A 14005-nucleotide genomic window follows, 5' to 3' on the forward strand; every position below is an offset into this window, starting at 1 on the left:
CAGAACGTAAGTATAGCGTGATGTGTCAACATTCTAGGTTGAGTAAAACTCACATTGATTCCCACTATTTATCGTTTTTAAAAAGTGATTGCCCTGAATACCATCCCCTCATCCCTGGGATAGAAAAAAATATTACTAAGCTTGTATGGAGCACCTATGACTCTCGATGTTTTATTCCCTGTAATAAATATTATCTCGCCGCGTAAATTTAGCGCCGATGCAAATATGAATGAGTTAATAACATTACTTTCAGCAGAAAAAGAAAGTTCAGAAGCGCTTTCGCCTTTCTTGCATCGACTGCATCTTCTGTCTTTCGCCCAAAGCAATCCGGGTAACGCTGAAGAGTTGCTCTCAGCGCATTTGCCTAAAGAAGATGGTCTCCTTCCGCTGCTTGACTTTGCGGACTGGCCAAGGGTGCATTACGCCGCGTCAGGCGAAGTTCAGACGGCTGAATCTGAGGAGTACTTCCGTGAAATGACATCGGCTGCCAATCTGTTACGCTCTGCGCTGATCGACGCTGAACGCGCAAAGGGAACGCCTGCGCTTTATATACTGGATAAATTACTCAACCTGAACAGCGCCCTGCCGGATAGATATAAAAAGATGGCAAATATCCCCTACGCATAAATACGTTCAATATGCGGAATATCTCGCAATTAATATTCCGCTATTTATTAAACCCGCTTTTCATTGAAATCAATACAGACGATATCCAAAGAAGGCACCACTGGCGCATTAAGGTTAAGCCAGGCCAGCAACCGTTCAATGCTCTCTCCTCTGAGCGAACTTTTGGGCCAGACAAGATAGTAGCCGTCACCGGTTGCGATGGCTTCCCTGAAGGGCAATGCGAGCAGCCCGCTTTTCAGGGCTTCCAGCGTGAGTCGAAGATCGGCTATAGCAACACCATGTCCGTGCATGGCCGCAAGGCTTCCCTGCTCCAGGGTGTCGAACACGATCCCGCCGCTCATGTCGAGTCCGGGGAATAAGCCCGTCCTTTTAAGCCAGCGTCGCCAGTCTCGTCGGTCCGGTGAGGGGTGGATAAGCTCGCACTGGGCAAGCTGATGCCGGGCAGACTCCAGCAAAGACGGGGTACAAACCGGAATAAGCCATTCACTGAAGAGCAGCCTGCTTTCTGTCGACTCGCCGAAATAGCCATTACCGAGGAGGATCGCGCAATCGTAAGGTTCCCGGCTGAAGTCAACCGTGTCGAAGTCCATCCAGACGCTGGCAATTTCGATTTTCGGCTTCGCATGGTTCTCGCGAAAGGATTTAAGCACATTCAGAAGCCATCGCATCGTCAGGGAGCTTGGTGCTTTGAGTCGCAGAAGGTGGTTTTCACTTTTAAATGCGCGACAGGCCCACTCAATATTCGAGAAACTTTCGCTAAGCTGACCGGCCAGAATACGCCCGGCGTCGCTGACCTCCACTCTCGGCCCCTGTCGTTTAAACAGCTCGCAGTCGAACCACATTTCTAGCGTCTGGACATGCCTGCTGACCGCACCCGGCGTGATATTCAGGACTTCAGCCGCTTTGCTGAAGGAGTTCAGCCGTGCGGCAACTTCAAACGCGCGCAGCGCATACAGTGGCGGTAAAGACATACGTTCCCTTTCTGTAAGGTGTAATCATGCAGTTTTTGTATTATCGGCACACGGTGACGTTTCATCCCATTCCTCAGCCGGAAACGCCAGCAGCAATTCCCTCAGCAGGGACTCAAGCTGCGCGCGTTGCGCGTCCGACAAGCTGCTCAGTAGCGCATTCTGCGTTTCCGTGTGCACGACCAGCGCCTGTTCGATAAGAGCCTGCCCGCGCGGCGTCAGGCTGACGAGCGAGCTGCGCTTGTCATCGGGATCGGCAATTCTCCTGATAAGCCCTTGTTGTTCAAGACGGTTGAGCCGGTTCGTTATCGCCCCTGAGGTGATCAACAGCGATGTATACAGCTGCGTGGGCGAAAGGCAGTACGGCTCACCGGCGCGGCGCAGCGTGGCGAGCACGTCAAACTCGCCCTCGCGAAAGCCAAACTGAGCCATCGCCTCAGCCCATTCTTTTCCCAGATGCTTCATCAGCCGGAGCATTCGGCCAAAAATTTTCATCGACGAGGCGTCCAGCTCCGGCATGGCGCGGCCCCACTGGCCGACGACGAAATCTAAATGGTCTTTCATTTTCACCTCTAATGGGGTGGGTATTTATCCTGTTGTGCGGTACATCTTACGCAAAAACACATTTTATCTTAACGTTAAGATAAATGCTCGCGGCGATTTGCCCGGGCAATTCACACCCGAAAAGGATTCCATGTTGAAACGCACATCGCCATTACTCTTCGCAATAATCGCTTTTATCGTCGGGCTGAACCTTCGCCCCGTTCTGGCCTCGGTTGGACCACTGTTCTCCGTGCTGCAGCGCGAAGCGGGGCTGACCGCGACGCAATTTAGCCTGCTGACTACCCTGCCGGTGGCGATGATGGGACTCGCCGCCCTGTGTGGTCCCTGGCTTTTGGTCACAGTCGGAGCAATCAGGGGAATTATGCTCGGGCTCTTCATCCTTCTTGCGGCCTGTTTGTTACGCGGGTTTAGCGCTTCACCGGCGAATCTTATGGGCACCGCGTTACTGGGCGGGGCCAGCATCGGCACGATCCAGGCGTTAATGCCTGCCCTGGTAAAAAAGGCATATACGCAAACGGCCAGCACGATAATGTCGCTATTCAGCACGGGCATTATGGCCGGTGCGGCTGTCGCCGCCGCCAGCGCTGAGCCGTTGTTTTCATGGCTAACGCTGAAGCCCGCGCTGGCAATGGCAGGGCTGTTAGCGCTGCTGGCGCTGATGCTCTGGATAACGCTGGTGAAGCATCCTGGCGGGGAAAAAACAGCCCACGAAACCGTTACGCTCTCGTCCTCCCGTACGGCACTACTGTTGTTCTTTTTCGGCGTGGGAACGGGAGCCTATACGCTGGTACTGGCCTGGTTGCCCCCGCTCTATATTCAGGCGGGATGGACCGCACGCAGCAGCGGCTACATGCTGGCCTGGCTGACGTTAACCGAGGTTGTCGCTGGGTTTGTCGTCTCCGCGCTGATTGGTAAATTCCCCGATCGCCGCGTGCCGCTGATCGCCGTATTGTTGCTGCTGCTGGCGGGATTACTGTGCCTGGTCTTTTCGCCGGGTACAACGCCCGTCTTATCCACGTTGCTGCTTGGCACTGGGATCGGCGCCCTCTTCCCGCTGTCGCTTATCGTCACGTTCGATCATGCGCGAACGCCCGCGCAGGCCGGGAAGTTACTGTCTAAAGTTCAGGGAGGTGGATATATGATTGCCGCGCTTATGCCGTTAATTGCGGGGATCGTTCGCGACAGTTCGGTCTCGCTGACCAGCGCATGGTTGATCATGAGTGCGGGAGTCGTGCTGCTGATCGTCATCGCGCTGAATTTTAAACCCGTCGTGGACGTTCAGGCACGGTGAATGCGATACCAGAATTGAGAGTCGTATTTCAGCCGATCGTGAGATAATTTCAGGGTGAATTTCACCTCATTCAGGAGTGGATATGTTGCAAACGTTACCGGGTATTGATGTCTTGTTCGTCGCCGGGTTCGGGCCCATATCGCGGGATACGGAGTCCAGCGCCGCGTTTTATGTCCAGGCACTCGGCCTTCCGCTGAAGCCGATGGAGGGGAATAGCGAATATCTGCTCACTGAAGCGGGCCAGCTGGAAGGCGTGAAGCATTTTGCCGTCTGGCCGCTCGCACAGGTGGCTGCGTCCTGTTTTGAAGAAGAACAGTGGCCCACGGAGCACCCGATACCGCAGGGATGGATTGAGTACGAAGTACAGGATCTGGACTCGGCTACCCGCGTTCTGAGCGAAAAAGGCTATCGGTTGCTGGTGGCTAACCGTATAGAGCCGTGGGGGCAAACCGTCACTCGCCTGCTCAGCCCGGAAGGTTTGCTTACCGGGCTGACGATTACGCCGTGGCTGCGGGGGTAATGGGGGTTTGCTTTGGGCGGATTTATTTAGGGGAATGTCTGCTTTGAGCAAGGAGCAGACATTATTAACTTCATTAGGTATGAATTAGCATTAGCATTAGCAACTCAGCAGACGAATCATGGCGATCAGAATGACAAGGTCAGGTTTTCATTTTTCACGATAATTTTTTTGTTGTTGATAATCAGCAGAGAAGATGTTCCTACACCAGTAAATAGTGCGTCCCCTTTAAAGAAGGTCTGATCTTGTTTGCCGGTTAAATGTCTTGCCATTTCCAGATCGCTTCCTTTCAGAAGGATTGTCACATTGATTTTGCGCACGCCGATATACTTCATGCCTGCATCGCTAAGCACAGGCGCCATATCTGAAAGCATAAAAAATAGAACAAAAATTAAAACTAAAATTGATATAACGGTACTTCTTTTATCTTCTTTTTTTACCATTTTATCAATGCAAGTATAGATAATCAGTGTAATAAAAAATGCGGTGAATAGTAACGACAATAAAACAAACTTCCCATCAAACATTCCATTAGCGCCACCAATAAAAAGAATAACGGCACCCACAAAAGCAATAATTAAATGGGCATACAAAGCAACATAAACCCTCATTATCCTCCCCGCTTTGAGGGTTGCTTTCAGTTTTCCACGCCATTCTTTACGCTTTATTTTTTTATTGGGTGCGAGGAGTAAAATAAACATCGAGCAGTAATAAGAGGTTACAACCGACATTGAATACCATATTGCAAGAGAGAATGTAAGAAAAATTGAAAAAGAGATAATGACAAGAAGAAAAAATATGACATCAGAAAGTGATAATCCTGTAGGTAAGAAGCCAATTCTCATAGAGTAAATCATAAACACCACCACACCGCCCCCTATCAGGGAAAGGTAGATGTTTTTTGCTATGTTCATATTTAGAATGTTCTTTATAGAAATCACTTCCTGACTCCATTTATATGCCAAAGGTGTATAAAAATGAAAACTGTCGACCATCAGCAGATTCATGAACCCATTTGCTATGGATGAATACTTACAACTTACGCTCCTGTCACCATGCTGCTGAAGAAATGGATCGTGAGTCTGCTTCAAGCGAAAAGTGGACATCTGAACTGAATGGCTAATCTAATGATGATAGCCTACATTCAAGCGAAATAAAAAATTATACAATGTTTGATTACCACCACTAATCCTTATCTGGAATATCTCTCGCATCGTAATAATCAATCCCAAGTCTAAAGCTTAACTCAAGACCCTCGGGACCTCCGTTTATATCGCCTACACCAAATGTATTAGGAGCATTTTTGCTTCTGAACACTTCAACATCTTTTTTATTTGGAGAAGGCTCATCGTTATTATAAAAATCAGGGAGCGACTGCAACTCAACGTAATCAACGCCAGCAGGATTATAAGCGAGGTAAAAGTTTCTATAGTTACCAGGATTTCCTAAATAGTGCCCTTCTTCATATTGATAGAATTTCGAAGAATGGTCAAAATGCAAATAGTTAATATGATTTCCAAAGTCTTTAAACTTATGGCCAAGGGTTTTACCCAGATAAGGCACTTCAGGATGAAAGTCCTTATCCTTGCTGGTTACAGAATAGAGTATCACAGTATTCTTATTATCATAAACCACTTGTAGATAGAACTTCCTGAACGAGTAAATATACTCATTAACCTTGCCATCCTCAGAATGTTCTTCTTTCACAGGTGCGCCAAAAATTGATTCGATGTATTTTATCGATGCCCCGGTATAAATTACGTGGAGATTATCTTCCGCTTGTTTTTGGAAAAATTTATCTGCGATATTCTGATACAAGTCAAACACTGTATTTAGCGCTCCAAAGTATCCAGAAATGGCAAGAACACCGCTCAAAACAACAGCAATAAATGATTTTTTAAGTGTTTTTCCCGGGGTCATCAGTTTTAGTCGCTCATTCCATTTTTTTACTATTGTACGTATTGCTGACCATAAAGTAAAACAATGCGGCGTAAAAAAGCAAATATCAATGATGATTAAATTGAAACTTATCTTACGCATGATTTTAACTTTTAATATTAGAGCACCTTAAGTTGCTGGCACTGGCCTGCTTTTAGCAGTCATGCACCTCAAAGGATATTTCTGCCTTGCAATGAAGGTCCTTTTTCTGCTTTGCGTAGACAGATTCGCAAAGCTATGCACCCAGGCTTTGCGATATTCAATGAGGTCGTAACGTTAACCCGCTTTTAGCATTCGTCGAAGTTCATGTTCCATATATTCATCGACAGCACTGGCATCAATTCCACCGGCTTTATACCAGACATGGAGTTCTTTAATCGCCAGAGTTCCAAACCTTGCCCAGCCGATGAGGTTCGTTCTCAGGAGGAACTGAATAATTTCTCCTCCTGAACGAAGTGCCGCATCACCTGCATCCATCAAACACAAGGTTCCATGTGCAACCAGCAACATTCGCCTGAGTTCTGGGTTATTCGCAGAAGGGACACATTCACCCCAGCCCTTCTTATGGTAGCAACGTTGTTTCACCGTCCAGGTGATCCTCACAAGCAGTTCAGTAATCAGAACAGGGATCGCCATGGCTAATCCATGCCGTAAGTCGTATCCTTTCTCAAAAACCTGGACGGCGACGGTCGCGAAAGACTGGCGATGCTGACCAAATTCACCCACGTTTATAAACTGAAGTAATGAAAAGAAAGGTATAGGGATTCCAGAGCCTCTCCCTTCAGCACCGGAAGAGCCTGCCATATCAGAGAAAAGATGGCCCATCCAGTTTACGAAACCACTGAATACCTTAGAGACAAGGTTATTCCCTTTAAGCTCAAAAGTTTCGGTATCTACGGAAATCAGTTTTCCGTCTGCCACAAAATGTGCCGTACTGGTAAATTGATCAAGGATCGAGAAAAATAAACCGACTAAGTCCGGGGAGTGGGCAAGATTTTTAATATGGTGATTCTTCGTGTTCATCCTGAACAGACCATCAACATCACCACCATGCCGATGGTCATAGTTAACCTTGAATTTTCTCTCCAGAAAACCGATAGCGCTTTTTGTGGGATCACTTCCTTCTGCGCCCCCTTTCCACCCAAAGGCAGAGGCGAATTTCTCGACTGCACCGTCCACTGCATTATCTGCAAGCTGGGTCAGCTTACCTTCACCCGGAGCACCTACCAGAAAAATATCGATAAGCCCGCCAATAACGCCACAGGTGCCAGCGATCATGTAATCATATTTGTCGCAGCGGGCAGTCTTTAAGGTGAAGTCTTCCTGAATGCGTTTCTCCAGAGCAATTTTCTGAGTTGGCGACATCAGGGCGCTAAACGGATCGACCGTTAAATCGATATTGTGCTTATGGGCATAGTGCGATACGGACTGGGAATAAGTTTCCCAGTCCGTATCGCTGGTGAACGCTATCGTTTCTATCATCGATAGTTTACTGATACTGGACAATGACGGGGTCAAACCGGATTCAAGGTAATCGCTGAATTCACTGGAAACCGTTATGTGGAAATTATCATCAAAAGTGATACCTGCGTGTTCCAGAACACCATCCATCGCAAGAATCATTTCATCTAAAGCAGCATCGGTATCAGTTTGCAAAGCGTTAAGGGCGTCAAGAGCGGCATCAAGGTCACTCAATTGTCTCTCGCTTTGTTCAAGCTGGTGCTTCTGCACCAGCAAGGCCGATACCTGAGTATCCGGTTTTTTCATTATGAGAACAACCCAGTCAGTTTGCCTTTGATAACGTCCCCCGCTCTGAAATAGCCGATGCCTTCAAAGATGGCGGCAAGCTTCTCTAATTGCTGAGTCGCTGTATCTTCTTTAATTTTACGTTTTTTCACTTCAACGATCTTACCATCGTGTTGCTCTTCGACAATACATTCTTCATAGAATGAAAGAACAATATCGTAGAATTGTTTTTTGATGGGTTCTCGGGTCAGAGAACTGAGTTTGGCCTCATCAAGATAGACAGGACACTTAAGTTTGAGTGCACTGTTTTGCATTTTATTCGATTTTTTATTTAATTCATCCGCCGCACCGGTCAATGCATTCATCATCTTCTGGAGCTTTTGAATTTTTTCACCTTGCCGGTTGTGCGCATCCAGAGCGTCGTTAAACTTGCCAGAAATATAATTGAGATCATTGATTAACGCGGACAATGTGGATTGTGTCTGCTTGATGACTTCATTGAGCATGAGTTCCCGGCGCTTGGATTTATCCAGTTCATTAGCACCCGTAAGATGACGAATCCCTTTATAGGCCCCGACACCTAATAACACCGCAACACCAATACCCGTTGCCATACTTGAAAAACCAAGCACACCGCCAAGTCCAAGCGTTGCGAGGCCTGAAGTGATGCCTGCAGCGGACATACCGATGACAGAACCAGAAAGATAGACTGCAGCGAGCGGCACACCTACCGCACCGGCTTTCGCCGTAAGTTCTTTCATGCTGCGTTTCAGTGCATCGTCAGAAAAATCTTCTCGTAACATCTTGAAGTCTTGCTGAATAGCCATCACCGCGAGCTCTATTTCTTCGTCAGTTACACCCAGCAAGGGTTGCATTTGCTGAAGAAATGGAAATTTTATATATTCACCATCATTAACGCTCATGAAAATGCTAATCAGGTCCTTAACAAGAGAGATCTTTATTGACTTGTTATGGCTAGGCACGCATTCACGATCAATTATCGCAATTAACTCTTCAACCGGTATCAGACTGGAATCAGTACCGATGTAACTTCGCAGTGTAAATCGGGATTCGGTCGTTAACTCAAGTCGCGTCATCAGCAGGAGAATTTCGGCAAACTCTTTTTTATCAACCTGACCGTCATCTGAGAACGCCATGTTAACAATGGTTTTGACGTAAGCCACTTTCAGAGCTTCTGACATTTCAGCAAGGGTAATGAGCTGATCTTCTTCTTTAAACTCATCAAAGTCACTGATGGCATGCTCAAGAATGTCGCTCAGTTTCTTATAGTTGCACTCCATCAAACTTTTGAGTGGCTTTACCTCGCCATTTTTTAGTTTGAGTGAGACAAATTCTGTTCGTTTCTCCTTCCCTTTATCATTCACTGTAACGTCTTCTATATATTCTACGGCTTCAATATTGTTGTAGTACACGTCATAAGGACTTTCAAAAGCTTCTTTTATAACCAGTTTTTCGCCGGTAAAAACGATGCCATCTTTTGCACTACCAAATACCGTATTGTCATAAATGGCCAACACAGCATTCAGGTTATCAGCGACATTGAATGCTTTAGCGACGTTATTTAGTTTTTTTTCAGGGATACCTGGAGCAACAAAAACATTCTTACTTACTGAAGATAAATTTTCCTTAAGGAAGGTATTGACGTTATTCACAACTTTCTCCTTATTCGTTGCAACGAATCGACGAACTATCGACCCCGTATTTTTACAAAGTGTGATTATCTCAACCTGGAGTGTCACATTTTGTCATTAGCTCATGGGATATGAGTAAAAATATAAAGAAGAGTATGCCATCCGGGCAAGTTAATCATTCACGAAATAGTCAAAAGTTTATGCTACTGTTCTACCGTTTGGGTGGCATCAAATGATAACATGCTATTAAATAAGCGACTTAAGTAAAACCTTATGTAGTCAACACAAGATGCAGCGTCTGCATTTGCGCATTCTACAGGTGTATTTAAGTGACATGTTGTTTATGCAGGGAACAGAGGTGCTCGATAATTCCTGTCACCAAAACTCTCACCTCCGCAAAGCCTCAACAATCTCCCCCTCCATTTTCTCTGGGGTAGTCATCGGAGCAAAGCGCTTCAGTGGTTTACCGTCGCGTCCGATAAGAAACTTAGTAAAGTTCCACTTAATTCGCTCACCCAGCACGCCGGGTAATTCGTTTTTCAGATAACGAAACAGCGGATGCGCTGCGCTACCGTTAACCTCAACCTTCTCGAACATCGGGAAACTCACGCCGTAGTTGATGTAACAGGTTTTCGAGATTTCGTCGGCGCCGCCGGGTTCCTGTTTACCAAACTGGTTGCAGGGGAAGCCCAGCACCACTAACCCCCGATCGGCGTACTTCTTGTACAGCGCTTCAAGACCAGTATATTGCGGCGTGAAGCCACACTGGCTGGCGGTATTCACGACCAAAACCACCTTTCCGGCATAGTCGGCCATAGAGGTAAGCTGTCCATCCAGACGGGTGGCGGTAAGTTGATAAAAGCGAGTCATACTAAAATCCCTCAAAGCTGGCCGAAAAGTCACGTTGACCACCCACAGGGCCGTCACCGTGTAGAAAGTTTACATTCAAGCAGGCTATTTGTGATACATTCCTGGCGCGCCAATGACCACCACACTCGCTATCAGGTATGCAGAACATAACAAAAAAAATTCGCTGGCTTCTGCTTACTCTCCCACTCCTCAGCGGTTGTGGCACACTTTCACAAATGTCCTCCCCGGAAGGTACTCAGGAACTTCTCACTCATGATTCGCTGGATGGCGACGTTGACAGCGTGGTGCGTCACTACATGGCGCAAAAATCCGTTCCAGGAATGACGGTCGCGGTCATTCATAATCACGGCTCACCGCAGTTTTACACCTGGGGCGTAACCGATGCGGTCAATCGTTATCCGGTCAGGCCCGACACCCTGTTTGCACTCGGCTCGCTCAGCAAAGGGATCACGGCGGAAGTGGTGGCTTGTCTGGTCAATGAAGGGCAACTGAACTGGAACGATAGCCTGGCAACATTGTTACCGCCGGGTACGCCGCTTAGCGTGGATGCACAAAAAATCACCCTGCTTGAACTGGTAACCCACACCTCCGGCCTGCCGCGTCAGAATATGGATGTTCCGATGCTTGGAAAATTCATCAGCTATTTAAGCACGGGCGATAATTTCTACGGCGAGCTGGATAGCGATAACGTGTTGCGTTACCTCGCCGACTGGCAAGCGCCAAAGAGTAAAGTGCCGCAATACTCCAATACCGGCTACGCGCTGATCGGCTATATCCTGAAACACAAAACAGGCGAAGATATCCAGAGTTTAGCCTCGCGCTATATTTTCCATCCGCTGCAGATGGCTAACAGCAGCTTTACGCCACAGCAGCTAAAAGGATACCCGCAGCGCGCCCTCGGCCACGCGGGCGATCAGCCGAAATTCATCCCGCGCGGACAGCTCACGCCGGACTGGCATTTTTCCAACAACATGGTGGCGGCAGCGAGCTTATACAGCAACGCCGAAGATCTGGCGGCCTATGCGCGCTATCACGTATCGACGACCCACAATCCCTTGCTGGACAGCGTCTTTGCCGAAGTCAGAAATACCGATATTCAACGTCCCGACGGGGTACAGGGTATTGCATGGACCACCGACTTTATCGGTCTGGAAAAAATCACCTATCAGGTCGGCTATATCGGCGGCTACTCCAGCTTTATCGGTTATGACAAAGAAAAAGGCAATGCGGTGGTGGTGCTGCAAAATACCTTTAACTGGAGTAATTATATTGGCATCGCGCTGTTGATGGATATGGCGAAAAAAGACAGCCTTATTATCTCTGGCAACCGTTTTGCGAATAATGGGATGCCTGAACGCGTTTATCAGCAATTACGGTGAGCGCCCGCCGTCAGATTCAGGCCTGATGCGCCAGATCTTCACGAGTCGGCCCCTGAAAGTAGATGGTACTAATATGGCAACTTCGAGGCTGAGTCAGCACAAAACGCATCGTTTCCCAGATGGACCGACCATTCACCAGACGCTCCCCCATTCTTGTTTGACGATCGACATGTGCATCTAAACCGGTCAGTTCAAAATCAGGCGGATATAACCCGGTTACCCGAATATTTTCTTTGGATAAGTGTGCTGACAGTTTCGTTAGAAAGCCGCTTAGCCCGTGTTTACTGGCAAAAAAAGCGGGATGGGCAATGGAATCTGTAAAGTTCGGAATACCGCATGCGGATATAATCGCAATGATGTCTGCGCCGTCTGAGCGTCGCAATCCTGAAAGCAGCGTCTGGGTGAGCAGGATTGAACCTGTCAGGCCTGAACTGACGGTATTGACGATTTCAGAGCTCGATTGTTCGTCTATTGTTCCTGACAGCCACTGAGCAGCATTCAGTATTAAAATATCGATTGGCCTGTCTGAATGTAAGACTTGCGAAGAGAACTGAGAAACGGATTCCGGCTGGGCTAAATCACAGAGATACCCTCTTGCCACACCCCCTTCAGCCGCGATGAGGGCGCAAGTTTTTTCTATATCCTCCTCGCGACGGGCGCTAAAATCAACGTCAACGCCCTCTCGCGCCAGCCAGACGCAAAGCGCCTGACCAAATCCCCCGCCGCCGCCCGTGATAACAGCGCGTTTTCCTCTCAGCATAACTCTGCGTCCTTTATCGTGATGAGTCTGTGTCGGAGGATTTATAGCATGATGAGGCGGGGTCACATCTTCCCGTTAGTGCCCTGGCGCAGACTTCCCGTCCTACACCGCCGACTTCGGCCTTAAATTCTCATCAAACGTCAGCCGCTTCCGTTCAGGCTCAACCTCGCGCAGCGGTTCAACCTGATGCATCGTCAGCTTGCAGCGCTCCACCAGCACTTGGTATTCCCGCGTGCCCTGCTGCTTCCAGGCGAGCTCCTGCTCGCTCAGCTCGCGAATCGCTTTGGCCGGGCTGCCGATAATCAAATGGTTGGCGGGCATCTCCGCTTTCGCCTTCACGAACGCAGCCGCGCCGACGATGCTGTTTTCACCAATGACCGCCCCGTCCATCACCACCGCGTTCATGCCCACCAGCGCATTACGGCGGATCACGCAGCCGTGAAGAATGGCGCTGTGGCCGATATGCCCGTCCTCTTCCACCACCGTGTCCTCTTCCGGGAAGCCGTGCATCACGCAATTATCCTGAATGTTCGCCCCGTCTTTCACCACGATACGGCCAAAATCACCGCGCAGGCTGGCATTAGGACCGACATAAACGCCTTTGCCCAGAATCACGTCGCCAATCAGCACCGCCGTTGGGTGAACGTAGCTCTCGTCAGGCACGACCGGCGTCAGGCCGTCAATTTGATAAACAGGCATCTTCCCTCCTTATGCGCTTGTGAGACCACCAAAGCGCTGATAGTAGAGCGTGCCGGGCACGGGCAGTTCGCCGACGGAGGTTTCGCCCTTCTCGCTGACAAACGCCAGCGCTCCCGGCGCGACACGCTGATAGATATTTATGCAGAGTTGTCGGGCGCTTTGCCCCGCCCAGTGCGCGGGCAGTAACTCTTCCGGCAGTAGCGGATCCTTCAGCACCACGCGACGATAAAAGTGAATCAGCAGCAGCTGGATCTGGAAGCAGCGTTCCGGCGTCAGCTCCTCGGGCGCGGCCTCTTTCAGCAGCGGCAGCAGCGGCCGGAACGAGCTGATAAACGACTCGTACATCGCGTTTTGCTCGGTTAACTGCCAGCACTCTTCCACGCGTGAACGCAGCGCGGCGCGGGAGAGCGCCAGCGGCGAGTGGGCTTCAAAGAAAATCACGTTTTCCGCCACGCCGGCATCGTGAAGCAGGGACTGCACGTCCGCAAGATGCTGCGACGGCGAGGCCATCAGGCTCGGCGCCAGCGTGCCAAACCCCTGCCAGATCAGCTGTTTTTTGACGTCGGCAAGGGTGGTTTTGTCCAGCCCTTCTGAGAGCAGCAATAGCCATTTTCCGTCCCAGGCGGGCAGTTCCGCGCGGTAGATCTTATTCTCCGCGCGACGCGTCAGGCGAAGCCCTTTATCGCTCAGGCGGTAAAAGCTACGTCGTCCGATGCGCGAGACGTCCAGCCAGCCCTCTTTGTTGAGGCGAAACAGCGCGGTACGCACGAACCGTTCGCCAAACCCCATGCCTTCCAGTAAGGCAGCCAGGCTGCCGAGCCAAATCTCACCGCCGCGATGGGAAAGCGCGTCACCGTATAACGAGGAGATAAGCGAGGTCCCGCTGACGGGAACGGAGCTGACCGCGTGCTGGATAAAGGCGTCGAGTTTATTCATGTGATTCATTCTGTTGTTATTTTTGTCCTGGATGAATCATAGCATAGGATCATGGGAT

14 protein-coding genes are annotated in these 14005 nt (G+C 49.1%); 4 read left to right on the forward strand and 10 right to left on the reverse strand.

Annotated features, from left to right (window positions below):
• The first annotated feature begins 156 nt into the window (after nucleotides 1-156).
• Nucleotides 157-627: a hypothetical protein gene (locus tag USH94_RS06120; RefSeq protein WP_111964704.1), complete on the forward strand. Its 471-nt coding sequence runs from the start codon at nucleotides 157-159 to the stop codon at nucleotides 625-627.
• 47 nt (nucleotides 628-674) lie between these two features.
• On the opposite strand, the gene USH94_RS06125 is transcribed toward USH94_RS06120, so the two are convergent.
• Entirely contained in the window at nucleotides 675-1598 is a 924-nt protein-coding gene (locus USH94_RS06125; protein WP_111964705.1) for a LysR substrate-binding domain-containing protein, read from the reverse strand.
• Between the two features lie 24 nt (nucleotides 1599-1622).
• Nucleotides 1623-2159, reverse strand: coding sequence for a MarR family winged helix-turn-helix transcriptional regulator (locus tag USH94_RS06130; protein ID WP_111964706.1), 537 nt, complete (start codon nucleotides 2157-2159; stop codon nucleotides 1623-1625).
• A gap of 130 nt (nucleotides 2160-2289) precedes the next feature.
• Between USH94_RS06130 and USH94_RS06135 the strand changes: the two genes are divergently transcribed.
• Nucleotides 2290-3450 carry an MFS transporter gene (locus tag USH94_RS06135; RefSeq protein WP_111964707.1) on the forward strand — a complete coding sequence of 387 codons (1161 nt, stop codon included), beginning with the start codon at nucleotides 2290-2292 and terminating at the stop codon, nucleotides 3448-3450.
• Nucleotides 3451-3532: 82 nt separating this feature from the next.
• Complete coding sequence (locus USH94_RS06140; RefSeq protein WP_111964708.1) at nucleotides 3533-3970, forward strand: VOC family protein; 438 nt, start codon at nucleotides 3533-3535, stop codon at nucleotides 3968-3970.
• A 125-nt stretch (nucleotides 3971-4095) separates the two neighbouring features.
• Here the strand turns inward: USH94_RS06140 and USH94_RS06145 are convergent, their stop codons facing one another.
• From USH94_RS06145 to USH94_RS06165, 5 genes are all read right to left on the reverse strand, one after another.
• On the reverse strand, nucleotides 4096-4962 hold the full coding sequence (locus tag USH94_RS06145; RefSeq protein WP_111964709.1) for a hypothetical protein: 867 nt from the start codon (nucleotides 4960-4962) through the stop codon (nucleotides 4096-4098).
• 190 nt (nucleotides 4963-5152) lie between these two features.
• On the reverse strand, nucleotides 5153-6007 hold the full coding sequence (locus USH94_RS06150; protein WP_258525039.1) for an ETEC_3214 domain-containing protein: 855 nt from the start codon (nucleotides 6005-6007) through the stop codon (nucleotides 5153-5155).
• A gap of 174 nt (nucleotides 6008-6181) precedes the next feature.
• On the reverse strand, nucleotides 6182-7672 hold the full coding sequence (locus USH94_RS06155; protein ID WP_111964710.1) for a hypothetical protein: 1491 nt from the start codon (nucleotides 7670-7672) through the stop codon (nucleotides 6182-6184).
• Nucleotides 7672-9324, reverse strand: a complete 1653-nt coding sequence (locus tag USH94_RS06160) for a hypothetical protein (RefSeq protein WP_111964711.1) — start codon at nucleotides 9322-9324, stop codon at nucleotides 7672-7674. Before USH94_RS06160 ends, USH94_RS06155 begins: the two co-directional genes overlap by 1 nt.
• 366 nt (nucleotides 9325-9690) lie before the next feature.
• Nucleotides 9691-10173, reverse strand: a complete 483-nt coding sequence (locus USH94_RS06165) for a glutathione peroxidase (RefSeq protein ID WP_111964712.1) — start codon at nucleotides 10171-10173, stop codon at nucleotides 9691-9693.
• A gap of 137 nt (nucleotides 10174-10310) precedes the next feature.
• Here USH94_RS06165 and USH94_RS06170 point away from each other — a divergent pair, with 137 nt between their 5' ends.
• Nucleotides 10311-11552: a serine hydrolase domain-containing protein gene (locus USH94_RS06170; protein ID WP_240168088.1), complete on the forward strand. Its 1242-nt coding sequence runs from the start codon at nucleotides 10311-10313 to the stop codon at nucleotides 11550-11552.
• Between the two features lie 16 nt (nucleotides 11553-11568).
• On the opposite strand, the gene USH94_RS06175 is transcribed toward USH94_RS06170, so the two are convergent.
• From USH94_RS06175 to paaX, 3 genes are all read right to left on the reverse strand, one after another.
• Nucleotides 11569-12312, reverse strand: coding sequence for an SDR family oxidoreductase (locus USH94_RS06175; protein WP_111964713.1), 744 nt, complete (start codon nucleotides 12310-12312; stop codon nucleotides 11569-11571).
• A gap of 102 nt (nucleotides 12313-12414) precedes the next feature.
• Nucleotides 12415-13011 carry a phenylacetic acid degradation protein PaaY gene (paaY, locus tag USH94_RS06180; protein ID WP_111964714.1) on the reverse strand — a complete coding sequence of 199 codons (597 nt, stop codon included), beginning with the start codon at nucleotides 13009-13011 and terminating at the stop codon, nucleotides 12415-12417.
• Nucleotides 13012-13020: 9 nt separating this feature from the next.
• A complete protein-coding gene (gene paaX, locus USH94_RS06185) occupies nucleotides 13021-13956 on the reverse strand; it encodes a phenylacetic acid degradation operon negative regulatory protein PaaX (protein WP_028016008.1) in 936 nt (311 codons plus the stop codon).
• Nucleotides 13957-14005: the final 49 nt, after the last annotated feature.

The sequence above is a fragment of the Enterobacter sp. 148H3 genome, assembly GCF_034107425.1.
In the GTDB taxonomy this organism is placed as follows: Bacteria; Pseudomonadota; Gammaproteobacteria; order Enterobacterales; family Enterobacteriaceae; genus Enterobacter; species Enterobacter vonholyi.